This window comes from Thiosulfatimonas sediminis (assembly GCF_011398355.1).
Classification (GTDB): Bacteria; Pseudomonadota; Gammaproteobacteria; order Thiomicrospirales; family Thiomicrospiraceae; genus Thiomicrorhabdus; species Thiomicrorhabdus sediminis_A.
The window spans coordinates 2,219,492-2,243,582 of record NZ_AP021889.1 but is presented as its reverse complement, the minus strand read 5'-3'; the positions used below and the strand labels follow the sequence as shown (position 1 = coordinate 2,243,582).

The window sequence follows — 24,091 nt, the reverse complement described above, 5'->3', positions numbered from 1 at the left end:
ACTTGAAAGCGAAAAATTTAGCCCTATAACTAAACTAGACAAAAATCACTGCACTTTTAATGAGGGTATTATGCAAGATAAGTTTACTTCTCAATTTCAATCCGTACTGATGCAAGCGCAATCGCTGGCAGTCGGGAAAGATCACGCCTATATTGAAGCATTGCACATTTTAGCGGTTCTGCTTGATGAACAGGCGAGTTTATTGCGATTAGCGCAAGTCGATATTGACGGGCTTCGCAGTAAAGTTGCGCAGAAAATTCAACAACTGCCGACCGTAAGTGGCAACAGCAATTCACAACTCTCGCCCAAAGCGGGATCTATTCTAACCTTAATGGACAAACAGGCGCAAAAACGTGGCGACAAGTTTATCGCCAGCGAACTGTTTTTCACCGCACTTTTGGAAGTGCAAGACCAAGCGACCGAAGTTTTTAAGCAAGCTGGCGCGGATAAACAGAAATTAGCACAAGCAATTGAACAGATTCGTGGGGGTGAGAGCGTGCAAGATCAACATTCAGAACAGAACCGTCAGGCGTTAGAAAAATATACCTTGGATTTAACCGCGCGTGCCGAGCAAGGCAAGCTCGATCCGGTTATTGGCCGTGACGATGAAATTCGCCGTGCCATTCAAGTACTGCAACGCCGTACTAAAAATAACCCAGTTTTGATTGGTGAGCCGGGTGTCGGTAAAACCGCCATCGTTGAAGGTCTGGCACAACGTATCGTTAACGGTGAAGTGCCGGAAGGTCTAAAAAACAAACGCCTCTTATCTTTGGATTTGGCCGGTTTGTTGGCAGGAGCGAAATACCGCGGTGAGTTTGAAGAACGTTTAAAAGCCTTGTTGAAAGATTTGGAGAAACAAGAAGGCCAAGTGATTCTGTTCATCGACGAGATTCACACCATGGTTGGTGCCGGAAAGACTGAAGGGTCGATGGACGCCGGTAATATGCTTAAGCCCGCTTTGGCGCGCGGTGAGCTACATTGTATCGGTGCGACCACTTTGGATGAATATCGCCAAAACATTGAAAAAGATGCGGCACTGGAGCGTCGTTTCCAAAAAGTGCTGGTCGATGAACCGACTGAAGAAGACACTATCGCGATTCTGCGTGGTTTGAAAGAGCGTTATGAGATTCACCATGGGGTGGCGATTACCGACCCAGCGATTGTCGCGGCAGCGAAGTTGTCGCAACGCTACATCACCGATCGTCAGCTTCCCGATAAAGCGATTGATTTGATTGACGAGGCGGCATCGCGGATTCGGATGGAAATTGATTCCAAGCCAGAAGTGATGGATAAGCTTGATCGTCGTCTGATTCAACTGAAAATCGAACAATTGGCGTTGAAAAAAGAGAAAGATGACGCCTCTAAAAAACGTCTACTGAGTTTGAATGACGAAGTGGCTGAGCTAGAAAAAGAGTATTCCGATTTAGAAGAAATCTGGAAACGTGATAAAGCCGCTTTACAAGGCGCTCAACAGTGGAAAGAACAGCTTGATGCGGCACGTACCGAATTGGAAATGGCGCAGCGTAGTGGTAATTGGGAAAAGATGGCTGAAATCCAGCATGGCCGTATACCCGATTTAGAGGCGAAAATTCGCGATGCTGAGGCGGCGGAGCAACAAGCACAAGACGATGGCGGCAACCGTTTGTTGCGCAACCAGGTTACGGAGATGGAAATCGCTGATGTGGTGGCGCGTTGGACAGGTATTCCAGTGGCGAAGATGTTAGAAGGTGAGCGTGAGAAATTGCTGCAGATGGAATCGGCTTTGGAAAAGCAAGTGGTTGGCCAAGCGGAAGCGGTCAAAGCGGTTTCCGATGCGATTCGTCGTTCGCGTGCTGGTTTGGCCGACCCGAATCGACCGAACGGGTCTTTCCTGTTTTTGGGGCCAACTGGGGTAGGGAAGACTGAGCTAACCAAAGCGTTGGCAGATTTCTTGTTTGATACCAGCGATGCGATTGTGCGTATTGATATGTCGGAGTTTATGGAGAAACATTCGGTGGCTCGTCTGGTCGGTGCGCCTCCGGGGTATGTCGGTTACGAGCAGGGCGGTTATCTTACTGAAGCGGTGCGTCGTAAACCGTATTCGGTGATTTTGCTGGATGAGGTTGAGAAAGCGCATCCGGATGTGTTCAACATATTATTGCAGGTGTTGGATGACGGTCGTTTAACCGATGGTCAGGGGCGTACGGTGGACTTTAAGAACACGGTTATTGTAATGACCTCTAATTTGGGTTCGCAATTGATTCAAGAGAAAGCGGCAACCGCTTCTTATGATGAGATGAAAGCGGATGTAATGGACGTGGTCGGCGGCTATTTCCGTCCAGAATTTATTAACCGTATCGACGATATTGTGGTCTTCCATCCACTAGGTCGCGAGCAGATTCGTGCGATTACCTCGATTCAGTTGCAACATTTGACCAAGCGTTTGGCAGCCAATGATATTGGTTTTGAAATTGCCGACGAGGCATTGGATGTGTTGGGTGAGGCTGGATTTGATCCGTTGTTTGGCGCACGTCCATTGAAACGGGTTATTCAGCAACGTCTGGAAAATCCTTTGGCACAGAAAATCTTGTCTGGCGCCTTTATCCCTGGTAGCACGGTACGCGTTACCATCGAAAATGGCGATTTAGTATTTCATTAAACTTAAACCTATCTTATTCTCGATAGGTAGAAATCAAAAAAACCGAGCCTAGGCTCGGTTTTTTTGTTCTAAGCAATGCTTAGGAATTTCAAAAAAGCAAGTGATTAGCTCTTCCAAAGATCCATTGCGATTGCTTTATACCAACCGTCAGCGTACTTCGCTTCCATTAGACGGAAGGCTGTGTCAGCACCTTTCGGACTTACACCACCAGCGTCTTTCACGCCAACGATTTGGCCTTCGGCATTCAACACATAGACTGCAGCAACGGAAATACCGTAGTCTGCGCTAACTAAGCTGTAGCAGGTGTTAACGTTTTTGCCGACTGGAACGTCTTTGCCATTGAGTAGCGAAACGATTGCCGCTGCGCACATTTTACCTTGGCTGGCTGCTGAGTGACCCGATTTAGGCATTTTACCTGAGATAGAAGAGTCACCGATAACATGGATGTTAGGGTGAATCGTCGATTCAAAGGTTTTTTGGTTGATTGGGCACCAGCCTTTTTCATTGGTTAGACCTGCTGTGAACGCAATCTTACCGGCTTTCTGCGGTGGGATGATGTTTAATACATCTGCTTTGTGCTCACCAAAGTCAGTGAAGACGGTTTTGGTCGCCGCGTCAACGCGCAATACTTTACCGCCTGAAGACGCTGGAATCCATTCAATCATATCGCCGTAAAGTTGTGCCCAACCTTCTTGGAATAGACCTTGTTTAGAGAACTTTTCTTTGGCATCCAAGATAACAATTTTCGCGGTTGGGTTTTCACGCTTGAAGAAGTCAGCAACCATTGAAGCACGCTCGTAAGGTCCTGGAGGGCAACGGAACGGGTTACCAGGAGGACACATAACGAAAGTACCGCCTTGTGGCATCTCACGCAGTTGCTTATACAGAATTTCCGTTTGCGGACCGGCTTGGTAAGCGTGCGGAATGTCATTGATGTTGGCTTCCGAATAACCTTCAATCGCATCGTAATTGAAGTCGATACCTGGAGAAACAACAAGACGGTCATAATCAAGAACGCGGCCATCTTTCAAGGTGACTTGCATCGCAGATGGACTAACTTTCGTTACCATTGAGTGAATTACGCTGACACCGTGTTTTGTTTTCAGTGCGTCATAGTTGTGAGTGATGAATTTTGCATCAACCAAACCGGCTAGGTACCAGTTAGAACCAGGACACGTCATGTAGTTCTGTTTAGGTTCGATCAGGGTGACGTTTACCGAACTATCGAAACGTTTAAGGTATTTAGCAACTGATGCACCACCGAAACCGCCACCAATAACGACAACATGTGCAGGCTCACCAGCCTTACGAGTTTTTGCGCCCATTTCACCTAGCATAGGTACTTTAGGCAGAGAACAGCCTGGAAGCGCGGCAATAAGAGTCCCACCAAATCCGGTGGCCGCCATTGCTTTAATTAAAGATCTACGTTTTAACATAATATGCTCCACTGTTAATTAAGGTTTTAGACTGCCAAGATATTGAGCAATCGCACGAATTTCGTCATCGGAATACCCTTTCATATGACGACCCATAACAGTAGATGGACGCTTACCGGATTTAAAATCAAGCAGCTGTTGTACCATGATTTTTTCAGGGTAACCGGCTAGTGGCGGAATTGCGCCGCCCGCTGATTTACCTTCGGCACCATGGCACTGGAAACAGGTGGTTGCAGATAATTCTGCGTTAGTGATATCTCCCGCATGAGCTGATAGCGAAAGTGACGCTAAAGCAGCAATAGCCAGCATCTTCGCAAGGCGTGATTGTGTTTTTTTCATAAAAACCTCTATTGAGTAGTCTTCTTATTCTCAGTTGCAGTTTTTGTTTCGTTGGACTTGTTTCTGCAAACTCAGGCTATTCTCCAATTACGAGCGCGAATTTCTAATAGATAATTCTATTACATCTAATTAGCCCTCTTTATTTAAGTTTAACCTAATATTAATGGCGACTTAATTGTCAATAAATGGCGGTAAAACCAGATATATGTATATAATTTTGACTCTTTAGACCCTTTACTTAGTTGGGTTTTTCCTGTTTTTAATAATAATAAATTATGCATAGATACAAAAATTAAATGAGTGCAATCTGTGAGGGAATTGTTCCGAGAAAAATTGTTTTTTGTTTAGTCAGACAAAGAATCCATTCAAAATACGATGTTCTTAATAATATGTAACTATTTGACTTTAAAGTTGTTTTTTTTCGCTGTTGATATACACGCCATGTCTTGCTAGATAATCCGATAATCCATCTATAAGTTTTTTTTATCTAGTCTTCAAGGAATTTTTTATTAGTAATTCTTATGTGCATGTAAGAGGATTTTGTTCTTTTTGGTATTTGTTGTCGGGTTTGTACGACGTCAAGTGCTTTTGTGTATTGGGCAAAATGAGTTAGGAATCAGAATGAAAGTAAAAATCATCATGCTCACAGCAGCCTTGTCTTCGATGGCTGTCGCACAGCAGGCGATGGCACAGTCGGGAGGTTTACAGCCAATCAGTAAGGCGGAGTTGTGGGCGACGACCTGTTTTCAGTGTCACGGTGCCGAAGGGCAGTATTCTGGCGGAGCGATTCCGCCTCTTGCCGGATATCCGGCCGAAATGATGGCTCAACAGCTTAAGGCGATGAAGTCGGGTGAGCGTGCGACTACCATCATGCAACGCCATCTATTGGGTTATAGCGATGACGACATTGACGCAATCGCAGCCTATTTAGGTTCATTGAAACCGTAAACTCGCAGGATGATGAGAATATGAACACATTAAATCGACGTAGTTTAATTAAAGGGTTAGCGGCAAGTGGGATCTCTTTCCCTTTAATCGGCGCTTTGCACGGCTGTTCCCATAACAGCACGGTTAAGGCGTCCAGAGTACAAAAAGTGGTTGTAATCGGCGGTGGTTTTGGCGGTGCAACCGTGGCAAAGTATTTGAAACGTTTTGATGCAGAAATCGAGGTGACCTTGATTGAGCCAAAAACCACCTACATGACTTGTCCGGGATCGAATTGGTATTTGGCTGGGTTGGTGGATGTGCAGTCTTTAACGCATGACTATACGAATTTGATCGCTAAGCATCAGGTGCGCGTTATTCATCAAATGGCAACGGCGGTGGATGCACAGAGTAAGACCGTAACCTTAGAGAATGGCGATGTGCTCAGTTACGACAAACTGGTGGTTTCTCCGGGCATCGACTTTAAATATGATGCGATTGACGGCTATTCGAAAGAGGCCGCGCAAATTCTGCCGCACGCTTGGCAGGCCGGGACGCAAACCGAGTTATTGGCAAAACAGATTAAAGAGATGCCGCAAGGTGGTCGCTTTTTAATGGTTGCGCCGCCCAATCCATACCGTTGTGCGCCGGGACCTTACGAGCGAATCTCGATGATTGCGGCCTATTTTAAAGAACATAATCCGCGCGCAACGATTATGATTTTGGACCCCAAAACCAAGTTTTCCAAACAGGCTTTGTTCCATCAGGGCTGGCAAGAGTTGTACGGTGAAATGATTGAGTGGTACGGCGCGCAAGATGGCGCAACGGTCAGTAAAATCGACGTCGCCAATAAAACCGTTTACAGTGATTTTGATACGGTTACTGCGGATGTGATTAACGTTATTCCAGCGCAGAAAGCGGGCAAAATCGCGTTCACAGCCGGTTTGACTGATGCGACAGGATGGTGTCCGGTTAATCAAGATACCTTTGAGTCGAGCTTACAGAAAGATATTTATGTCATCGGTGATTCGGCGATAGCCGGTGCCATGCCAAAATCAGGGCATTCGGCATCCAGTCAGGGGAAGATGTGCGCAGCAGCCATCGTGTCTGCTTTACGTGATTTACCGATGCCGCAAACCCGCAACGTCAACACCTGCTACAGCTTGGTTAGCAAGGATTGGGGTATCAGCATCGTCGGAGTCTATGAAAATCGTGATAACCGTATCGCTGAAATCAAAGGTGCCGGCGGCGTGTCGCCGATGAGTGCTAGCTTGCAAGAACGTAAGATGGAGGCTGATTATGCTCGTGCTTGGTATAAATCGATCACCATGGATATTTGGAACGCATAGTTTGTTTCAGCCATAAAAAAACCCGCGAAATGCGGGTTTTTTTTAACTGCCTGACGTTTTCGATTAACCGAAAGTATCCGCAGTAATGTTTTCGAACCATGAGTGCGCGTAAAGAACTTCACGTTTACGTAGCTCGGCATCGTAAGCACCAGTAAGACCACCAGAACCTTCAACTTTAACGATTTTGCCATCTTTATAAGCATAAACCATTGCAACAGAGATACCGTCCTTACCTGGAGCGATAACAGAATAACAAGTATTGACCCATGAAGGCTCAACCATTGTCGTTCCGTTTAGCAATGAAGCCACGGCTGCCGCACAAACTTTCGCTTGTGAGTTGGCTGCATATCCAGACTTCGGCATTGGTGCAGCGATTGAAGAATCACCCACAACGTGAATGTTTTTGTGAATGGTCGATTCAAACGTTTTGTGATCAACAGGACACCAACCAGACTCATTGGTTAGACCAGCGGTGAACGCAATTTTGCCTGCTTTTTGAGGTGGGATGATGTTGACTACGTCACCCGTGAATTTACCTGCTTTTGCTGTAACGGTTTTAGACGCTACGTCAACGGCTGATACCGCACCACCGTTTTCAGAGTTGATCCAAGTGATCATGCTGCTGTCAGTACCGTACCCGTAGTGACGTTTCCAGCCGTCCATGAATAGACCGAACTTAGAGAATTTTGGCTTTGGATCTAAAACAACGATTTTAGACTTTGGCTTGTTTTCTTTTAGGTATGCAGCAATTTGCGATACACGCTCGTAAGGTCCAGGAGGGCAGCGGAATGGGTTTGGTGGTGCAACAACAACCACTGTACCACCGTCTTTCATCTCTTCTAGTTGCTTACGTAGCAATTTAGTTTGCGGACCTGCTTTCCATGCGTGAGGAATGCTATTGGCAGCAACTTCAGCGTTAAAGCCTTCGATAGCTTCCCATTTGTAATCAACACCTGGAGAAACGATACAACGGTCATAAGGAAGTGATTTACCGCCTTTGGTTTTTACTGTTTGGCCTTTTGCATCGATATCGGTAACGGTATCAAGAACGACTTTGATTCCTTTGGCTTGCAGTTTGTCATAACCAAATTGAATCGATTTGATGTCGCGGTTACCACCGATAACTTCGTTTGACATAAAACAGGTGTAGTAATCTTTGTTGTATTCAACTAGGGTTACATCGATAGATGGATCCATTTTCTTTAGGTATTGTGCCGTGGTTGCACCACCGATACCACCACCTACGATCACAACGCGTTTACCGTTGCTTTTCGCCATCGCTTTTGCTGAGATGCCTGCTGCTGCAACACCTGCCGCACCGGCAGCCGACGCTTTAAGAAGGTTACGTCTTGAAATATTAGTCATGCTCTTCTCTCCGGGGCTTATTTAGTTGCGTAGAATTCGACAAGTTGATCTAAACCTTCTTGACCGTGTTTCTCATAAAGCTCGTTAAGTTTAGTGGCCATTTTCTTAGGCATTTCACGATTTTTAGAGACAGCAAAGTCATGTAGGTTGTACTGCAGGTAAGGCTTCCATTGTCCTGCTAGGAAACCAGACTCGTCTTCAGCCTGTTTACCGGCTTCGGCGTGACATTTTTCACAGTATTTGTCGTGCAACTTCTCGCCAACTTTTGCCATGCTTGCATCAGTAGACTGTTCTGCAGAGATGTATTTTTGAGCTGCAAAATACGTTGCCATGGCTTCAAAATCTGCCGTGCTGTAGCCTTTTGCGATTCGACCCATGATCGTTGAAGGACGCTCACCTGATTTATAGGCTTCCATTGATTCAACGAAATAGGTATTGCTATTACCTGCAATGCTTGGGGTAGCCGGACCATGAGAGATACCGCCCGGACCGTGACAGCCGGCACAAGTATTCGCTAGCATTTCGCCGCGATCCATAGCAACTGCAGCAGTAGAGGCTACCATTGAGCCAGCTAGAACTGCGCTCGCAAGCAAGCTAAGATTAGCTTTTTTCATATACTCCTCCTCAGAAGTGTGCTTTCCAGAATAACTGGTTTTTTGTAAAGTGGCCTAAGGCCGTATTAAGCGTACTTTCAATCCAGAGAGCACGCTTGAATTTTTTTGTAATAGTGGGGTTAGGGCTTACAGACTTGGATCATCCGGCTCGTGGTGAGCAATGCCTTTATGGCAGTCGATACAGGTTTTACCGTCTTCCATCGCACGAGGGTGTTTACGTGCAGCAGATTTACCTTGTTCTTCAAAATCCATCGCTGAGAAAGAGTGACATGTTTTGCACTCACGCGAATCTGATGCGCGCATTTTATCCCAAACTGCGTTGGCCATATCCCAACGGTGTTTGTTGTAATGGGCAAGATAAAGTTCAGGGTCGTTTTTAATCTCATCACTGACAGCAAAATCGCCGATAAACTCGTGGTAAACGTCTTTAGCGGCAATGATTTTTGCTTTCAATTTCGGAAAGAACTCTTTTGGTACATGGCAATCAGCACATTCGGCACGAACACCGGCGGCGTTTTTGTAATGTACCGTTTCTTGATACTCTGCCAGGTTGATTTTCATACTGTGACAAGAGGTACAGAATTCGGTTGTGTTGGTGTAAGAAAAGAAGGCATTCATTGCGCCGAAAGAGGCGAAGCCCAGAAGGAAGATAATTGCGAAAAGCCCAGTTTTTTTATTAAACATTTTAAGTAATATCTTTTATGTGGTGATTCGGTTTCGTCAACGCTTTGAGAAAATTTGCTTAAAATTTTCTCAAGAGTCTTTCGTTGGCGCTATCTTAGTGAAAATAATTTTATGGGTAAAGAAAGGAAAATTTATGCGGTATACATAATGCTTATTTTACAAATCAATAATATTAGCTTTTGATTATAAAATTAATTAATTCCTGTCCTTGCCAAGTTTGTTCATTTAAGAATAAAACATCGCCTTGATTCATTTTATTGCTGTCGGTAATGCGGATGCCAATGGTTAACTGTTTGAAATCGCTTAATTTCCGGTTTGGCATGATTTCATCTTTGGCGCCTAGGGTAACGCGCTTAGGCAATTCTACCAAGGAAATTTTTTGTGCGGCAATTGGCATTGGCATGCCTGTTGGCTCTTTGGCATAAATAAATACGGTTGCTCCTGACCAAGAATTTTTTAGCTCGTCCGGAATTTCGATGGCGATTTCGATCTGTTCTGGGTGGATGTCGCTAGTGGTCTTCATGGTTTTTGGGGTTTCGTTCACGGTATTTGTGGCAACTTGCACGCCAACCGTTTGCAATAGTCGGGCAATAATCGGTTTATCGGCATCGGTGTCCGGCAGTTTTTGATACAGTGTTTCCCATAATATTGCCGCCCGAGAATCGTTGCCTTGTTGCTTTTCAGCCATGCCGAGTAACCATAATGTCATACGGTTTTCTGGGTCGATAGCGAAAGCTTGTTTTAGCAAATCGTGTGAACGTCCGTCTAAGCGTCCGTTGGCTTTAACGGCTAAAGCATCGGCGAGAGGAATAAGGGCATTAATGTTGTTGGGGTCCAGTTTCAAGGCTCGTTCAAATGCCATAATCGCTTTATCATAGTCTTCGGTAATCATCGAAGAACGTCCTAGTAATAACCAGCCCGCTAAATCCTTTGGATTATGTGCCAATTTTTCTTCGAGTTTATCGACCAAGGTGATTTGTTGCGGTGGTTTGGCGTCTTGCATTTCAGCAAATTCCGGCGTGCCGAGAGTGAAGTAAGCCGCCATCGAAAAGACCGGAACAAATAGGGCGATGCCGATCAGTGCGAATTTATTTTGCTTTTGTGTGGTGGTGCTGTCTGGTTCAGCACGTTGGCGCAAAAAAGGAATTAGGATGATTGCGAGGGCAATGATCAAAATCAGTGAAAACCACATGGCTAAACTTGTCATAAATCTCTATCCAGTCTTAAGGCTTTTCAGCCGAGGAATTGTGTTGATTGCTGCGGATGATGCGAATCAGGATACCAAGGCCAATCAGTAGAAATAGGAAAGGCCCAAGCCAAAGTAAGTAGGTGTTTGGCTCCATTGGAGGCTTGTACATTACAAATTCACCGTAGCGCGCCACCATATAATCGACGATTTGCGCTTTACTGGCTTGCTGTTCCGTCAACATAGTAAATACCTGCTTGCGTAAATCTTGCGCGAGTTCAGCATTTGAGTCCGCCAAGTTTTGATTCTGGCAGACTAAGCAGCGTAGCTCAAAAATGAGCGCCTTATAATCTTCTTCTTGTTGTTTGTCAGTAAATTGATAGGTTTCGATGGCCGCATAATTTGCTGAACTAACACTGATAAAGAGTGTGAACAGTGCTAAACGTAAGAAGTTCATAGGGTAGACTCCTGAGCGATTTGAGCGAGTAATGGCAGCAACTCTTTATCGACGCGTTGCTGGGTCATTGGGCCGGTGAATTTGTGGCGGATAATCCCTTGCGCATCAATCACAAAGGTTTCTGGTACGCCATAAACTCCCCAGTCAATGCCGGCACGGCCCTGCGCATCCTCAATGGTAATTTGGTAAGGATTACCAAACTCTTTTAGCCACGCTTTGGCCTCATCCGGTGTGTCTTTATAATTCAAGCCGATGATTTTGGTGGTGTTTTTCTGGGAAAACGCCACCAGTACTTCATGTTCTTGACGGCATGAAACGCACCAAGATGCCCAGATATTTAGAATCCACGTTTCGCCTTTAAGCTGCGTTGGCGAAAAAGGTTCTTGTGTATACAGTTCCGGCAGGCTGAATTGCGCAGCCGGTTTACCGATTAAAGGTGAGGGCACTGCTTTGGGGTCAAGGGTTAAGCCAATCGCCAGAATCACCACCAAAGCGCCAAAAATAATCAGCGGTAGGCTCTGCTTTTTCATGCCTTGGCCTCCTCCACTCGTGGCGCATGGGTTTTACGGCGAATTAAGGCAAGTACACCACCCATCGACATCAGAATCGCGCCTAGCCAAATCCAACGGACAAACGGTTTGTACTGAATACGCACCGCCCAAGCATTGCCATTGAGTTTTTCACCCAACGCAATAAATAGGTCGCGTGATAGTTTGGCATCGATGCCTGCTTCGGTCATCGGCATGGTTTGACTGAGATAAGTACGTTTTTCTGGATAAAGACGAGTCAGTTCTTGACCATTTTCATAGACAATCACCGTGCCTTGAGAGGCCAGATAGTTGGCGACTTCTTTTTGTACAACGCCTTTAAACTCAAATTCATATTGGTTGATGGCGTACTTTTCTCCAGGCTCTAAGCGCACATCTTTTTCGATGCTATAGAGCGAGGTAATGGTAATCCCAGTGAGCGTGACCGCAAAACCGATATGCGCCAGTACTGAACCCACGGTTTGCATTGAGGGTCTGATTTGTCCGTTTGGATTTTTTTGTAATAGCCAATGCAGTGCGGCAAACGCAATCCAAGCGCTCATTAATAGTCCCAATACGGCCAAGCCAGAAAATTCCGGCAAAAGTAATAGCGGCGCGATAAATGCAACCAATAAGGCGGCAACCATCGGTAGCCACATTTTTTGGAGCAGACGCTTTGGCTTGTCTTCCATCCATTTGGTGGCAAAGCCGAAGCCCATTAACAGCGCCAGCGGCACAGTCAGCGGTAACATTACGGTGTTAAAGTAAGGCGCGCCGACCGATAATTTCGCTAAACCTAGAGCATCCAAAATGAGTGGATAAAGCGTGCCGAGTAAAACAGTGGCCATCATTGCGACCAGAATGACGTTATTCGATAAAAGTAGTGTCTCCTTAGAGGCCAACTTAAACGGTTTACTTTGAGTAACTAAATGCGACCGTGCCGAATAAAGTGCTAAGGACACGCCGACAATCACGACTAAGAAAATCAAAATAAATACGCCGCGCGCAGGGTCACTGGTGAATGCGTGTACCGAGGTTAACACCCCTGAGCGCACCAAGAAAGTGCCAAGCAGGCTCAAAGAAAATGCCAGAATTGCAAGCAGCAGAGTCCATGATTGGAAAGTGCCGCGACTGGCGCTAATGCTTAGCGTATGGATGAGAGCCGTCGCGATTATCCATGGTAGTAATGACGCGTTTTCTACTGGATCCCAGAACCACCAGCCGCCCCAACCAAGTTCGTAATACGCCCACCAACTGCCGAGCGCGATACCAAGAGTCAGGAATGCCCAAGCGATAACGGTCCAGATTTTAGCCCAACGTGCCCACGCCATTTGAAACTCGCCTTTTAGTAAGACCGCAATCGCAAACGCAAAGGCGACGGCCAATCCGACATACCCCATGTACAGCATTGGTGGATGAATCGCTAAGCCGATGTCTTGCAATAGTGGGTTCAGGCTACGGCCTTCAAGCGGCACATTGGTAAGGCGCTCAAACGGATTGGAGGTAATCAGAATAAAGAGGGTAAAGCCGATGCTCACCACACCAAGTACGGCCAAAATACGGGCAATCATATCTGGCGGAAGCTTGCCATTAAACAAGGCAACGGCAAAAGTCCAGCCAGCCAGAATCAGCGCCCATAAAAGTAGAGAGCCTTCATGTGCCCCCCAGGTCGCCGAGATTTTGAAAATCATCGGCAGTTGGGTGTTCGAGTTAGCCGCGACGTATTTGACTGAAAAATCGTTGACGATAAAGCTGTACACCAAAATAGCAAAGGCGACCAGAAAGAATGCAAATTGCCCAATGGCCGCCGGTTTAGCCAGCGCAATTAAGGCGTTGTTGTTTTTATAAATGCCAAGCATTGGCGCCACTGCTAAAACAAAGGCAAAGGCGAGGCCGACAATGACAAGAAAGTGCCCGATTTCAGGAATCATAGAGTAGCCCTAGTTAGTTTTTGCTGCATCGGCAGGCGTTGCATTTTGTGCCATTTGCGCTTTTTTAATGGAATCAGCGACTTCTGGCGGCATATAGTTTTCATCGTGTTTTGCTAAGACTTCGTCAGCCACAAAAATCCCATCACGGTTCAGTTGCCCCTTGGCGATAATCCCTTGGCCTTCTCGAAATAGATCCGGCAAGATGCCAACATATTGGACGGTGACAGGGGTTTGACTGTCGGTTAAGTCGAACGAAACCAATAAGCTGTCATCAGCGCGTTTGACGGTGCCATTAACCACCAAACCGCCAATACGAAAATCTCGATCGTTTGGTGCCGCACCGGATTTTACTTCGCTTGTGGAGTAGAAGAACATCATATTCTGGTTGAAGGCTTGAATAATCAAGAAGGTCGCGACACTCACTGCGGTGAGTAATAGCATGACGAGGTACATTCTTTTTTTTCTAAGTGGGCTCATGTTGCTTTCCTTGTTATGGCGCGTCGCTGTAAAAATCTTCTGCGTCGCGTAACGCTTGACGATGTTGTAGCAGTGGCTGAATAAAATTCGCCAATAACACTAAGGCACTGATGCCAAAAGACATCCAGACATAAAAGGCGTAACCGCCCATATGAAAAAATTCCGCCATGTGTTCTCCTTGTTAGCTTGCTCCCGTTCTTAACGACGGCCTAATTTTTTATTGCGTTCAAAAACCACTTTTTTGACCCAGCCGGAAGCCAGGTCTTGCTCCAATAAATTGGCGCGCATTTTCATTAATAGTAACAGCAGATATAAAAACTGAAATGCCGCCGCCATTAATAAGAGAGGGATTAACATATCGATATGAATCGACGGTGTATCAAATTTGCTGACGGTTGCGGCTTGGTGAAGCGTGTTCCACCAAACGACGGAATAGTGAATAATTGGTAAATTAATGACGCCAACTAGGGTCAAAATACTCATGGCTTTTCCAGCGGTTTGTTTGTCTTCGATGGCATTATAGAGTGCGAAAATACCAAGGTAGATAAAGAACAGAATCAGCTCAGAGGTGAGGCGGGCATCCCAAACCCACCAAGCGCCCCACATTGGTTTGCCCCATAAAGAGCCGGTCACCAGTGCGATAAAGGCAAAACTGGCACCAATTGGCGCGGAAGAAATAATCATGATTTCCGCCATACGCACGCGCCACACCAAAGCGACGACCGCAGCGACGGCCATCGCCGCATAGACAAACATCGATAACCATGCCGCTGGAACATGGACATACATAATGCGGAAAGATTCGCCTTGTTGATAATCTGCCGGAGCGCTAACCAGCCCCAGGTACAGTCCTGGCAACAAAAGAGCTAAGAAAATCAACGCGACCCAAGGAATTAATTTACCAGCAAGAGGGTAAAACCAGTTTGGTGCACCAAGGCGATAATACCATTTAGCGATAATATTCATTGTGAAACACTCACTTTTAAAGCCGCAGCGACGGCGAAAGGGGCTAAGGAAATCCCCAAAACAAATAGGGCGCCGAGCACATACAACTGGCCAGATGCCGACCAACCTGCAGCGGTGACCTCCACGGCACTGGCTCCGAAAATCAAAACAGGAATATAAAACGGCAACACCAATAAGGGCAGTAATAGACTGCTTTTTTTCAAGCCAGTGGTCAATGCCACCCCAATACCGCCGATAAAAATCAGCAACGGTGTGCCGAGTAATAAACTCAAAACTAAAACCCAAATGGCGTCTGCAGGCAAGCTCAAGCTAACCGCAAACAGCGGAGCGACCACAATTAACGGCAGGGCTGTAATCACCCAATGCGAAAACAGTCTTGCCCAAGCAAAACTGACCAGTGAGTGCTTGCTTAATGCCCACTGTTCGAGTGTGCCATCTTGAAAATCTTCTTTAAACAGATTGTCCAAAGAGAGCATCGTCGCCAAGAGAGCCGCTATCCAAATAAGTCCGGGGGCGACTTCACTGAGTAGCTTTTCTGATGCGCCTATGCCAATCGGGAATAAAAGCACCACCAACCCAAAAAACACCAGTGAGTTAGAAAATTCGCCACGGCGGCGGTAGGCGAGAATTAAATCGCGCTTAATTAAGTATAAAAAACCGCGCATTAATGCCCCAAGTTCAGCCGTTGGATATAAATGTCATCAATTGCCACCTCATGATGCGATGTCATCACAATCATGCCGCCATTTTTAAGATGTTCGGTGGCCAGTTGTTCATAGAGTGCGATACCGGCTTTATCAAGAGCCGCTTGCGGTTCATCTAATATCCATAATCGGGTGTCGGCAATCAGTAAACTGGCCAAGGCTAAGCGCCGTTTCATGCCGGCAGAAAAGGTTTTGACCGGTTTATGTTTGACTCTGCCAAGGCCGACTGCCGATAAGGCATCAAACTCATCGCGTTGATTGCGTGTCCGGATGGCTCCGAGCATGGCAAGATTTTCAAGCGCGGTCTGTTCTTCTTTGAGTGGATTTTGATGGCCCAGCCAAGCGAGTTGTTGATTAAACTGAGAGTCCGCAGCATTAATGGCAACGCCATCCCATTTAATTTCGCCTTTGTCGGGGCGGCGTAATCCAGACAGCAATTTAAGCAAGGTGGTTTTCCCCGCGCCATTTTTACCTTCGACCAGCAATACTTTGCCACCTTCAAGACGAAAGTTAATATCGCTAAAGAGGATTTGTGCCCCCCGTTGGCAGCATAGGTTTTGAGCTTCTAAATGCATTTATGATGTCGTTAGTTGGCGAAAAATTACGCGGCTACGAGCCACTTCCGTTTGGCTATACGAAACAAATTGTGTTTCGGATTATAGGCAAACAGAGTAGATGGAGCAAAATTCTAACAAAAAAAGGCAAATGACAACCAAAATAGGCAGCCTAGAGAGAGAAGTATTTTTTATTAATGCAAAGAATTTTCTTATTTAAGGATTAACTGAAATTATCCTTGAGAGAGAGTTATCGGTATTTTGCGGTTTTATCCGCATGCTAAACGGATACCTTGGTATTACGCTTTGACGCGATTAATGGCGTCATCTGAGTGATTTTCCTGAAAACTGGTGATTTTTTTATAGGCTCTTCTACATGCTTTACGGACTAAGTTTTCAATGTCGATACGTTCTTCGGTGGTCAAGAAAAAAGACATATCAATATCAAAACGGATATAGCGCGGCGGGATGCGGTTTAGTGCAATACAAGCCATATCGGCCAGTAACTCGTCATTCAGCAGACCCCGATAATTCGCTTTTATTTCATCAAAAACGAGGCGTTCGTAATAATTGTGGACGCTATCCATTTCCATATTGATTCCTTTTTGGTGAGACAAAAAACCGTCTAGTCACTTTACTGATTTTTGTGGCATAAAAAAAGCACGGAACCATTTAATGTATTCCGTGCTTAAGGCATATCAAGAAACGATCGGGACGATTATTCGACTTCGCGGCGCACAGCGCGATGTCCGATGTCGGTACGGTAGTAAACCTTATCCCAATTCACTTTCGCAACACCTTCGTAGGCACGCTTTTGCGCTGCGGTGACGTTTTCGCCCAGCGCGGTGACGCATAAAACGCGACCGCCAGCGGTGACGCTATTGCCATCCTTATTGACTGCGGTGCCCGCATGGAAGACTTTTATGTCCGCAGCGTTGGCGTCATTGATGCCAGTAATCACATCCCCTTTAGGGTAGTCATCTGGGTAGCCGCCAGCCGCCATGACCACACCCAGTGCGGCGCGTGAATCCCATTGTGCGACGGCGCTGTCGAGTTTGCCATCCAGAGCATCTAGGCAATGTTGAACTAGATCGGATTGCAGGCGCATCATAATCGGTTGTGTTTCAGGGTCGCCAAAGCGGCAGTTAAATTCCAATACTTTTGGTGCGCCGTCGCTGTCAATCATTAAACCGGCATATAGAAAGCCGGTGTACGGTAAGCCATCTTTTGCCATACCTTCAATGGTCGGCATAATGACTTCGCGCATCGCGCGGTCGTGGATTTCACGAGTAACGACCGGAGCCGGGCTATAGGCTCCCATTCCGCCGGTGTTAGGTCCGGTATCGCCGTTATCACGCGCTTTGTGGTCTTGTGATGTCGCCATTGGTAAAACATTAACGCCATCCGCCATGACAATAAAGCTGGCTTCTTCACCAACCAAAAACTCTTCAATAACAACGCGAGCGCCGGCAGAACCAAACTTATTGCCTGCAAGCATATCTTCTACTGCAGCAATCGCTTCGCCAGTGCTTTCGGCAAGGATTACCCCTTTACCGGCCGCAAGACCGTCAGCCTTGATCACAATTGGCGCGCCCATTTTGTTGATGTAGTCAACCGCAGGTGCGATTTCGGTGAATACTGAGTAAGCCGCAGTTGGGATTTTGTGTTTTGCTAAGAAGTCTTTAGAAAATGCTTTCGACCCTTCAAGTTGTGCTGCGCCTTTTGATGGGCCAAAGCATTTTAAACCTGCCGCTTGAAACGCATCGACCACACCCAAGACTAACGGAACTTCAGGGCCGACAATGGTTAAGCCAATCGCATTTTCTTGGGCAAATTTCACTAAGCCGGTAATGTCTTCAACGTTGATATCGACATTTTCTAGGTTTGCTTCTAAAGCTGTACCGGCATTGCCGGGTGCGACAAAAACCTTGTCTGCTAGCGGCGACTGCGCCACCTTCCAAGAAAGCGCGTGTTCACGCCCACCACTACCAATTACTAAAATGTTCATAATTTATTTATCCTTAGGGATGAAATATTCTTAAATTCTGTGCTGTGATTAAAAATTCACGTTTTGCTTGATTTTTAGGCTGACGGCAACTTTCCTGCTGCGCTGATTGCACCTGTCTAATGAAAGGGCGCTCTCCAATACCGAAATCAAGCAAAACAGACTATTTTTAATGTTTGAAATGGCGCATTCCGGTAAACACCATCGCAATGCCGTGTTCGTCCGCAGCGTCGATGACTTCTTGGTCACGCATGGAGCCGCCTGGATGAATGACTGCGGTAATTCCTGCCGCCGCTGCTGCATCAATGCCATCGCGGAAAGGGAAGAAAGCGTCAGAAGCCATGACCGAACCTGGAACTTCCAGGCCTTCATCGGCGGCTTTGATACCGGCGATTTTGGCTGAGTAAACACGGCTCATTTGACCTGCACCCACGCCGATAGTCATACCGTCTTTTACGTAGACAATTGCGTTTGATTTAACGAATTTCGCGACTTTCCATGCAAACATTAGGTCGGTCATTTCTGCTTCGGTCGGCGCGCGTTTTGTCACTACTTTTAGGTCATCAGCGGGAACTGTTCCTAAATCGCGATCTTGTACCAATAGGCCACCGGTGACTTTTTTGTAGTCATAAGCGGCGTGTTGTCCGTTAAACTCGCCGCACTCTAATAGACGCACATTTTGTTTCGCGGCAACCGCTGCTTTGGCGGCTTTAGACACGCTAGGCGCGATAATTACTTCCACAAATTGGCGCTCGACAATCGCCTTAGCCGTGGCTTCGTCCAATTCCGTGTTGAACGCGATAATGCCGCCAAAGGCAGAGGTTGGATCGGTTTTATAGGCGCGATCATAAGCTTCTAACTGGCTTGCTCCAACCGAAACACCGCATGGGTTAGCGTGTTTAACGATAACGCAGGCGGTTTGCTCGAAGGTCTTAACCAATTCAAGCGCTGCATCAGTGTCGGCGATGTTGTTGAAAGACAACTCTTTACCTTGGATTTGCGTGGCGGTAGAGATGGATGCTTCAGCAGGATTGCGCTCGGTGTAAAAAGCCGCTTTTTGATGTGGGTTTTCACCGTAACGCATGGTTTGTTTTTTAACGTATTGAGTGTTGTAAGTACGCGAGAAGTGGTCACCTTCTGCAGAGAACATTTTGCCGAAGTAGTTCGAAATTGCGCCGTCATAGCGAGAGGTTTGTTCAAAGGTTTTGATCGCAAGGTCAAAACGTGTCGCGTGCGAAAGGTGAGCGTCGTTTGCGCGCATCTCTTCAAGAATGCGAGCATAGTCAGCAGGATCGGTGACGACGGCGACATCATTATGGTTTTTGGCGGCAGAACGTAACATAGTAGGCCCGCCGATGTCGATGTTTTCAATCGCGTCTTCGAGTGAGCAATCTGCTTTGGCAACGGTCGCTTCGAATGGGTATAGATTAACCACGACCATATCGATTGGGTCTATGCCGTGCTCTCTCATAATGGCATCGTCTTTACCTCGACGCCCTAGCAGACCACCGTGAATTTTAGGGTGCAGTGTTTTAACGCGACCATCCATCATTTCCGGAAAACCGGTGTATTCGGAAACTTCGGTTACAGCCAGTCCAGCTTCGGATAGTACTTTATAGGTACCACCGGTTGATAAAATGGCAACGCCCATATCACTTAGGGCTTTGGCAAAATCAAGAATGCCGTTTTTGTCGGACACGCTAATCAAAGCACGACGCACTGGTTTCATGGTGAATCTCCAAAAATAAAAATTAAATCAGTTTGTATTTGAGCATTTTCTTACGCAGGGTGTTTCGGTTGATGCCGAGAATCTGCGCAGATTGTGTTTGGTTATGTTCGGTTTTTTGCAGGACAAATTCGATCAGCGGCTTTTCCACCTGCTGAATGACCATTTCGTAGAGGTCACAGGTTGATTCTTCTTGAAGGTTATTGAAGTAGATTTCTAGCGTGTTGGTGACTTTGTCGCTCAATGAAATTTGGCTAGTCGAATTAGAGTCTGTCATACGTCTTAAAATTATCGGTTAGCTAGGGGAATACACAGGTTAGACGTGTGTAATGCCTGTTCGAAAAAATCGATTATTTGTTGTTGTTGTTCCGTTGCCGTCTGTAGCTGGTTGAAGTCACGACGCAACTGGGTGCATTCTGTCGGAGCCAGCAGCTGGCTTAGGTTTTGGGTGTACCAGCCGAGATGTTTACGAGCGATACGAGCGCCGTGTTCCGAGCCGTATAGCGCATAGAGTCCAATCAAATGTGCTTGGATCGTCTGATAAAACTCGGTTAAGGCCGCACCAGGCAGTTTTTCATTATGCTTAAGGTAATGATTTATTTCACGAAATATCCAGGGATAGCCCTGTGAGGCGCGCCCAATCATGATGCCGTCAGCACCGGTGTATTCTAATACAAATTGAGCTTGTTCGGGGCTGCAAATATCGCCATTGGCAATCACTGGAATCGAGAGCGCCTGTTTAACCGTTTTAATTGTGCCGTATTCCGCTTGGCCTTGGAATTTCTCTGCACGAGTGCGGCCGTGAATGGTCACGGCCGCTAAGCCACACTCTTGCGCTAAAAGCGCAATTTGCAGTGCGTTTTTATTATCGGCATCGGTGCCGGTTCGGATTTTAACCGTGACGGGTGTGCTGACCGCTTCGACCAAGGCTGTAAAAATCTGTTTTACCTTGTCCGGCTCGCCCATCAACGCCGAGCCGGCGGCAACGGTACAGACTTTTTTCGCCGGACAGCCCATATTTAAGTCGATAATCTGTGCGCCTTGGCTTTCCTGCCAAGTGGCGGCCTCGGCGAGTTCTTGTGCATCGGTACCGATTAATTGCACCGCACGTGGTTCTGGGTCATTGATGTCAACATGGCGCGTGGCAGATTTTTTTGAGACCCAAAGCGCTTTTTTTGAAGCCACCATTTCGGCCAGTGTATAGGCGGCGCCTTGCTGGCGGCACAATTTACGATAGACCGCATCGGTGACACCGGCCATGGGGGCGAGTACTAATGGGTTGTCGAATACATAAGGGCCGATTTGTAACATCCACTTACCTTGGCATGATTGCGTGTTTTAGTGCGCGATTATAGGATTTTACGGCCGCTTAAACGCGCCCACTCTTCGTCGGTTTCCAATTGGTCAAGCTGAAATCCAAATTGCAAATAGTGGGTTTGCAACTCGGCTGCTTGGCTTGCCAGTAAGCCGGATAAGACCAGTTCGCCGCCGTTTTTGACTAAGCGCTGAAATTCTGGCGCTAATTCTTTGAGCGGGCCGGATAGAATGTTGGCCAACAAAACGTCCACTGGCTTGGAGTCAAACTCCTTAACTAAAGCAAAGTGTAGATTTTCGCCATTGCGCTCGGCGTTTTGGTGAGAGGCTTGAATCGCCTGCGGGTCAATGTCCGTTCCACTGACTGAAAGTGCCCCCAGTTTTTTTGCCGCCAAAGCCAAAATGCCAGACCCACAACCATAGTCGATGACGGTTTTATTTTGTGGTGGATTGCTGTCCAGCCAGCGTAAACACATGGCGGTGGTTGGGTGGGTTCCGGTGCCGAAAGCCAGACCAGGGTCAAGCATCAAATTAATGGCATCGGCTTCTTGCGGCTGGCACCAGCTGGGGACAATCCATAATTTTGTGCCAAATTGCATGGGCTGGAATTGATCCATCCATTCCCGAATCCAGTCTTTGTCTTCTAAAACTTCAATTTTAAATGAGTGTTCTGCTAGGGCATTCAAGTGGTTTTTGATTTGCAGGATAACGGCTTTCGCATCCACTTCGGCGTCAAATAATGCGGTGACTTTGGTGTTCTGCCAAATCGGCGTGGTGCCGATATCCGGTTCAAAAATCGGGTCGTCTTTGGCGTCTTCAAAGGTGACCGAAACGGCCTCGCATTCCATAAAGGCATCGGATAGCGGTTCAGCAAGTGTTTCGGTGACAGTGGTGTTGATTTGAATCCAAGCCATAAGAAGGTCCTAACTAAATTCTGTAAAAACAAAAACCACTGTCGTTATTCTGCAAAACGACAGTGGTTTAGCGTCCATGATTATCCTGATTTAAACTAGATGTTCAAGGCGATGCTCAAGGTAGTGAATGTTTTGTCCGCCCTCGACAAAGCCGTGGTCGTTCATGATTTCGCGCTGCATATGTATATTGGTGTCTATGCCTTGAATAATTAATTCACTTAAGGCGTTACTCATACGTGCGATGGCCGCGTTACGGTCTGAACCGTGGCAAATTAATTTGCCTATCATCGAATCATAGTGCGGCGGAATGCTGTAACCCGTGTAAATGTGCGAATCCCAGCGAACCCCAAGACCGCCAGGTAAATGCAGGCGTTCAAGCTTCCCAGGCGATGGCATAAAGTTTTTCGCCGGGTTTTCTGCATTGATGCGGCACTCGATGGCGTGGCCGGTTAGGGTCACATCTTCTTGTTTAATGGATAATGGAATGCCCATCGCCACTTCGATTTGTGCTTTAACCAAATCGATGCCGGTGACCATTTCGGTCACGCAGTGTTCCACCTGAAGACGGGTGTTCATTTCGATGAAATAAAACTCGCCGTTTTCATATAAAAATTCAAAGGTACCTGCGCCACGATAGTTGATTTTCAAACAGGCATTCACACAGGCTTGGCCGATACGCTGACGCTGTTCTTCGGTAATTCCTGGGGCTGGTGCTTCCTCAACGACTTTTTGGTGACGACGTTGCATCGAGCAATCGCGTTCACCTAAGTGGATTGCTTGACCTTGACCATCGGCCAAAACTTGAATTTCAACGTGCCGAGGATTTTCAAGGAATTTTTCCATATAAACTTCCGGATTACCGAAGAACGTTTTCGCTTCGGTACTGGTCAGTTGAATGGATTTAAGCAAGTTAGCTTCGGTATGAACCACGCGCATACCACGACCACCGCCACCACCGGCCGCTTTAATAATGACCGGATAGCCAATTTCTTTGGCAATGCGAAGATTTTCCGCATCGTTTTTCCCTAGTGGGCCGCCCGAGCCAGGAACCGTCGGCACGCCTGAGGCTTTCATGGCGCGAATCGCTTCAACCTTATCGCCCATTTTGCGAATGGTATCAGCCGTTGGGCCGATAAAGATAAAACCGCTTTCTTCAACGCGTTCGGCAAAGTCCGCATTTTCTGCCAGAAAGCCGTAGCCTGGGTGGATCGCTTCGGCATCGGTGACTTCGGCCGCGGCGATAATCGCCGGCACATTTAAGTAACTGTTGGTGGACGCCGGTGGTCCGATGCAGACGGTCTCATCAGCAAGTAAAACGTGTTTAAGATTCGCGTCAGCGGTGGAGTGAACCGCAACGGTTTTAATGCCAAGCTCTTTACAAGCGCGCAAAATACGCAGGGCAATTTCACCGCGGTTAGCAATAAGAATTTTTTCAATCATGTAGAAGCCTGTCGATTGCGGTGATTATTCAATAATATAAAGTGGCTGGTCATACTCTACCGGCTCACCGTTGACACCCATAATGTGTTTAATCGTGCCTGTTTTATCTGACTCAATCGGGTTCATGATTTTCATCGCTTCAATAATGCAAAGCGTATCGCCTTCCTTAACTTTATCGCCAACCTTAACAAATGGCGCAGCATCCGGTGCTGGTGCGGTATAGAAAGTGCCGACCATTGGCGATTTTACGGTGTGACCACTTGGCGCTGCAACCACCACAGGTTGTGCTTCGCTGACGGCTGGGGCAGCGGCCATCGGGGCTGCTTGCATTGGAGCGGCCGCCTGCATTTGGGTTGGGGCAGTAACATAAATCGGCTCTTGGTTACGCGTTATGCGAATGTTGTGCTCACCTTCTTTAATTTCAATTTCGGCGATACCTGATTGTTCTACGATTTCAATCAGTTTACGAATCGAACGAATATCCATGTTTTATCCTTTGCTCTGTGTGGCCTGCTTTGTTAATGGAACAGGTCTCGTTGTT

25 protein-coding genes are annotated in these 24,091 nt (G+C 46.8%); 3 read left to right on the top strand and 22 right to left on the bottom strand.

Translation table 11 applies throughout. The features are described 5' to 3' along the window. Positions 1-70: 70 nt before the first annotated feature. Complete coding sequence (gene clpB / locus HRR27_RS10500; RefSeq protein ID WP_173273598.1) at positions 71-2,638, top strand: ATP-dependent chaperone ClpB; 2,568 nt, start codon at positions 71-73, stop codon at positions 2,636-2,638. A gap of 104 nt (positions 2,639-2,742) precedes the next feature. Here clpB and HRR27_RS10495 read toward each other — a convergent pair whose 3' ends face one another. Together HRR27_RS10495 and HRR27_RS10490 are read right to left on the bottom strand one after the other, a co-directional pair. After that, the gene (locus tag HRR27_RS10495) at positions 2,743-4,074 is read right to left on the bottom strand and encodes an NAD(P)/FAD-dependent oxidoreductase (RefSeq protein WP_173273596.1); all 1,332 of its coding nucleotides are present in this window, start codon (positions 4,072-4,074) and stop codon (positions 2,743-2,745) included. Positions 4,075-4,092: 18 nt separating this feature from the next. Further along, positions 4,093-4,413 carry a c-type cytochrome gene (locus tag HRR27_RS10490; protein WP_173273594.1) on the bottom strand — a complete coding sequence of 107 codons (321 nt, stop codon included), beginning with the start codon at positions 4,411-4,413 and terminating at the stop codon, positions 4,093-4,095. Positions 4,414-5,034: 621 nt separating this feature from the next. Between HRR27_RS10490 and HRR27_RS10485 the strand changes: the two genes are divergently transcribed. Both HRR27_RS10485 and HRR27_RS10480 read left to right on the top strand, forming a co-directional pair. Further along, positions 5,035-5,361, top strand: a complete 327-nt coding sequence (locus tag HRR27_RS10485) for a c-type cytochrome (RefSeq protein WP_243830825.1) — start codon at positions 5,035-5,037, stop codon at positions 5,359-5,361. Positions 5,362-5,381: 20 nt separating this feature from the next. Next, complete coding sequence (locus tag HRR27_RS10480; protein ID WP_173273593.1) at positions 5,382-6,686, top strand: NAD(P)/FAD-dependent oxidoreductase; 1,305 nt, start codon at positions 5,382-5,384, stop codon at positions 6,684-6,686. 63 nt (positions 6,687-6,749) lie between these two features. Here the strand turns inward: HRR27_RS10480 and HRR27_RS10475 are convergent, their stop codons facing one another. From HRR27_RS10475 to accB, 20 genes are all read right to left on the bottom strand, one after another. Next, complete coding sequence (locus HRR27_RS10475) at positions 6,750-8,051, bottom strand: NAD(P)/FAD-dependent oxidoreductase (protein ID WP_173273591.1); 1,302 nt, start codon at positions 8,049-8,051, stop codon at positions 6,750-6,752. 17 nt (positions 8,052-8,068) lie between these two features. Then, on the bottom strand, positions 8,069-8,665 hold the full coding sequence (locus tag HRR27_RS10470) for a c-type cytochrome (protein ID WP_173273589.1): 597 nt from the start codon (positions 8,663-8,665) through the stop codon (positions 8,069-8,071). 126 nt (positions 8,666-8,791) lie between these two features. Continuing rightward, entirely contained in the window at positions 8,792-9,349 is a 558-nt protein-coding gene (locus HRR27_RS10465) for a NapC/NirT family cytochrome c (protein ID WP_173273587.1), read from the bottom strand. A 172-nt stretch (positions 9,350-9,521) separates the two neighbouring features. Further along, positions 9,522-10,556 carry a TPR domain-containing protein gene (locus HRR27_RS10460; protein ID WP_173273585.1) on the bottom strand — a complete coding sequence of 345 codons (1,035 nt, stop codon included), beginning with the start codon at positions 10,554-10,556 and terminating at the stop codon, positions 9,522-9,524. A gap of 16 nt (positions 10,557-10,572) precedes the next feature. After that, positions 10,573-10,992 (bottom strand): cytochrome c-type biogenesis protein, encoded by a 420-nt coding sequence (locus tag HRR27_RS10455; RefSeq protein WP_173273583.1) that lies wholly within the window; start codon positions 10,990-10,992, stop codon positions 10,573-10,575. Continuing rightward, positions 10,989-11,522 carry a DsbE family thiol:disulfide interchange protein gene (locus tag HRR27_RS10450; protein WP_173273581.1) on the bottom strand — a complete coding sequence of 178 codons (534 nt, stop codon included), beginning with the start codon at positions 11,520-11,522 and terminating at the stop codon, positions 10,989-10,991. The genes HRR27_RS10455 and HRR27_RS10450 overlap by 4 nt, the downstream gene beginning before the upstream one ends. Further along, complete coding sequence (locus tag HRR27_RS10445; RefSeq protein ID WP_173273579.1) at positions 11,519-13,450, bottom strand: heme lyase CcmF/NrfE family subunit; 1,932 nt, start codon at positions 13,448-13,450, stop codon at positions 11,519-11,521. The genes HRR27_RS10450 and HRR27_RS10445 overlap by 4 nt, the downstream gene beginning before the upstream one ends. 9 nt (positions 13,451-13,459) lie before the next feature. Next, the gene (gene ccmE, locus HRR27_RS10440) at positions 13,460-13,927 is read right to left on the bottom strand and encodes a cytochrome c maturation protein CcmE (RefSeq protein WP_173273577.1); all 468 of its coding nucleotides are present in this window, start codon (positions 13,925-13,927) and stop codon (positions 13,460-13,462) included. A gap of 13 nt (positions 13,928-13,940) precedes the next feature. Further along, positions 13,941-14,096: a heme exporter protein CcmD gene (gene ccmD / locus HRR27_RS10435; RefSeq protein ID WP_173273575.1), complete on the bottom strand. Its 156-nt coding sequence runs from the start codon at positions 14,094-14,096 to the stop codon at positions 13,941-13,943. A 29-nt stretch (positions 14,097-14,125) separates the two neighbouring features. Beyond that, the gene (locus HRR27_RS10430; RefSeq protein WP_173273573.1) at positions 14,126-14,893 is read right to left on the bottom strand and encodes a heme ABC transporter permease; all 768 of its coding nucleotides are present in this window, start codon (positions 14,891-14,893) and stop codon (positions 14,126-14,128) included. After that, positions 14,890-15,558, bottom strand: coding sequence for a heme exporter protein CcmB (ccmB, locus tag HRR27_RS10425; RefSeq protein WP_173273556.1), 669 nt, complete (start codon positions 15,556-15,558; stop codon positions 14,890-14,892). The genes HRR27_RS10430 and ccmB overlap by 4 nt, the downstream gene beginning before the upstream one ends. Then, the gene (ccmA, locus tag HRR27_RS10420; RefSeq protein ID WP_173273555.1) at positions 15,558-16,172 is read right to left on the bottom strand and encodes a cytochrome c biogenesis heme-transporting ATPase CcmA; all 615 of its coding nucleotides are present in this window, start codon (positions 16,170-16,172) and stop codon (positions 15,558-15,560) included. The genes ccmB and ccmA overlap by 1 nt, the downstream gene beginning before the upstream one ends. 278 nt (positions 16,173-16,450) lie before the next feature. Continuing rightward, positions 16,451-16,744 (bottom strand): late competence development ComFB family protein, encoded by a 294-nt coding sequence (locus tag HRR27_RS10415; protein ID WP_173273554.1) that lies wholly within the window; start codon positions 16,742-16,744, stop codon positions 16,451-16,453. Between the two features lie 125 nt (positions 16,745-16,869). Continuing rightward, positions 16,870-18,159 (bottom strand): phosphoribosylamine--glycine ligase, encoded by a 1,290-nt coding sequence (gene purD, locus HRR27_RS10410; RefSeq protein ID WP_173273552.1) that lies wholly within the window; start codon positions 18,157-18,159, stop codon positions 16,870-16,872. 166 nt (positions 18,160-18,325) lie between these two features. Next, the gene (purH, locus tag HRR27_RS10405; protein WP_173273550.1) at positions 18,326-19,885 is read right to left on the bottom strand and encodes a bifunctional phosphoribosylaminoimidazolecarboxamide formyltransferase/IMP cyclohydrolase; all 1,560 of its coding nucleotides are present in this window, start codon (positions 19,883-19,885) and stop codon (positions 18,326-18,328) included. A gap of 22 nt (positions 19,886-19,907) precedes the next feature. Continuing rightward, positions 19,908-20,159 carry a helix-turn-helix domain-containing protein gene (locus HRR27_RS10400; protein ID WP_173273548.1) on the bottom strand — a complete coding sequence of 84 codons (252 nt, stop codon included), beginning with the start codon at positions 20,157-20,159 and terminating at the stop codon, positions 19,908-19,910. Between the two features lie 11 nt (positions 20,160-20,170). Continuing rightward, entirely contained in the window at positions 20,171-21,193 is a 1,023-nt protein-coding gene (gene dusB / locus HRR27_RS10395; protein WP_173273546.1) for a tRNA dihydrouridine synthase DusB, read from the bottom strand. 38 nt (positions 21,194-21,231) lie between these two features. After that, positions 21,232-22,110 (bottom strand): 50S ribosomal protein L11 methyltransferase, encoded by an 879-nt coding sequence (gene prmA / locus HRR27_RS10390; RefSeq protein ID WP_173273544.1) that lies wholly within the window; start codon positions 22,108-22,110, stop codon positions 21,232-21,234. A gap of 90 nt (positions 22,111-22,200) precedes the next feature. After that, on the bottom strand, positions 22,201-23,550 hold the full coding sequence (gene accC, locus HRR27_RS10385) for an acetyl-CoA carboxylase biotin carboxylase subunit (RefSeq protein WP_173273542.1): 1,350 nt from the start codon (positions 23,548-23,550) through the stop codon (positions 22,201-22,203). A gap of 24 nt (positions 23,551-23,574) precedes the next feature. Further along, a complete protein-coding gene (gene accB / locus HRR27_RS10380) occupies positions 23,575-24,036 on the bottom strand; it encodes an acetyl-CoA carboxylase biotin carboxyl carrier protein (RefSeq protein WP_173273540.1) in 462 nt (153 codons plus the stop codon). Positions 24,037-24,091 lie beyond the last annotated feature (55 nt).

Bases quoted from the DNA above. Each gene is read 5' to 3' on its own strand.
- clpB (WP_173273598.1), top strand. From the start codon at position 71: ATGCAAGATAAGTTTACTTCTCAATTTCAATCCGTACTGATGCAAGCG.
- HRR27_RS10495 (WP_173273596.1), bottom strand. From the start codon at position 4,074: ATGTTAAAACGTAGATCTTTAATTAAAGCAATGGCGGCCACCGGATTT.
- HRR27_RS10490 (WP_173273594.1), bottom strand. From the start codon at position 4,413: ATGAAAAAAACACAATCACGCCTTGCGAAGATGCTGGCTATTGCTGCT.
- HRR27_RS10485 (WP_243830825.1), top strand. From the start codon at position 5,035: ATGAAAGTAAAAATCATCATGCTCACAGCAGCCTTGTCTTCGATGGCT.
- HRR27_RS10480 (WP_173273593.1), top strand. From the start codon at position 5,382: ATGAACACATTAAATCGACGTAGTTTAATTAAAGGGTTAGCGGCAAGT.
- HRR27_RS10475 (WP_173273591.1), bottom strand. From the start codon at position 8,051: ATGACTAATATTTCAAGACGTAACCTTCTTAAAGCGTCGGCTGCCGGT.
- HRR27_RS10470 (WP_173273589.1), bottom strand. From the start codon at position 8,665: ATGAAAAAAGCTAATCTTAGCTTGCTTGCGAGCGCAGTTCTAGCTGGC.
- HRR27_RS10465 (WP_173273587.1), bottom strand. From the start codon at position 9,349: ATGTTTAATAAAAAAACTGGGCTTTTCGCAATTATCTTCCTTCTGGGC.
- HRR27_RS10460 (WP_173273585.1), bottom strand. From the start codon at position 10,556: ATGACAAGTTTAGCCATGTGGTTTTCACTGATTTTGATCATTGCCCTC.
- HRR27_RS10455 (WP_173273583.1), bottom strand. From the start codon at position 10,992: ATGAACTTCTTACGTTTAGCACTGTTCACACTCTTTATCAGTGTTAGT.
- HRR27_RS10450 (WP_173273581.1), bottom strand. From the start codon at position 11,522: ATGAAAAAGCAGAGCCTACCGCTGATTATTTTTGGCGCTTTGGTGGTG.
- HRR27_RS10445 (WP_173273579.1), bottom strand. From the start codon at position 13,450: ATGATTCCTGAAATCGGGCACTTTCTTGTCATTGTCGGCCTCGCCTTT.
- ccmE (WP_173273577.1), bottom strand. From the start codon at position 13,927: ATGAGCCCACTTAGAAAAAAAAGAATGTACCTCGTCATGCTATTACTC.
- ccmD (WP_173273575.1), bottom strand. From the start codon at position 14,096: ATGGCGGAATTTTTTCATATGGGCGGTTACGCCTTTTATGTCTGGATG.
- HRR27_RS10430 (WP_173273573.1), bottom strand. From the start codon at position 14,893: ATGAATATTATCGCTAAATGGTATTATCGCCTTGGTGCACCAAACTGG.
- ccmB (WP_173273556.1), bottom strand. From the start codon at position 15,558: ATGCGCGGTTTTTTATACTTAATTAAGCGCGATTTAATTCTCGCCTAC.
- ccmA (WP_173273555.1), bottom strand. From the start codon at position 16,172: ATGCATTTAGAAGCTCAAAACCTATGCTGCCAACGGGGGGCACAAATC.
- HRR27_RS10415 (WP_173273554.1), bottom strand. From the start codon at position 16,744: ATGGAAATGGATAGCGTCCACAATTATTACGAACGCCTCGTTTTTGAT.
- purD (WP_173273552.1), bottom strand. From the start codon at position 18,159: ATGAACATTTTAGTAATTGGTAGTGGTGGGCGTGAACACGCGCTTTCT.
- purH (WP_173273550.1), bottom strand. From the start codon at position 19,885: ATGAAACCAGTGCGTCGTGCTTTGATTAGCGTGTCCGACAAAAACGGC.
- HRR27_RS10400 (WP_173273548.1), bottom strand. From the start codon at position 20,159: ATGACAGACTCTAATTCGACTAGCCAAATTTCATTGAGCGACAAAGTC.
- dusB (WP_173273546.1), bottom strand. From the start codon at position 21,193: ATGTTACAAATCGGCCCTTATGTATTCGACAACCCATTAGTACTCGCC.
- prmA (WP_173273544.1), bottom strand. From the start codon at position 22,110: ATGGCTTGGATTCAAATCAACACCACTGTCACCGAAACACTTGCTGAA.
- accC (WP_173273542.1), bottom strand. From the start codon at position 23,550: ATGATTGAAAAAATTCTTATTGCTAACCGCGGTGAAATTGCCCTGCGT.
- accB (WP_173273540.1), bottom strand. From the start codon at position 24,036: ATGGATATTCGTTCGATTCGTAAACTGATTGAAATCGTAGAACAATCA.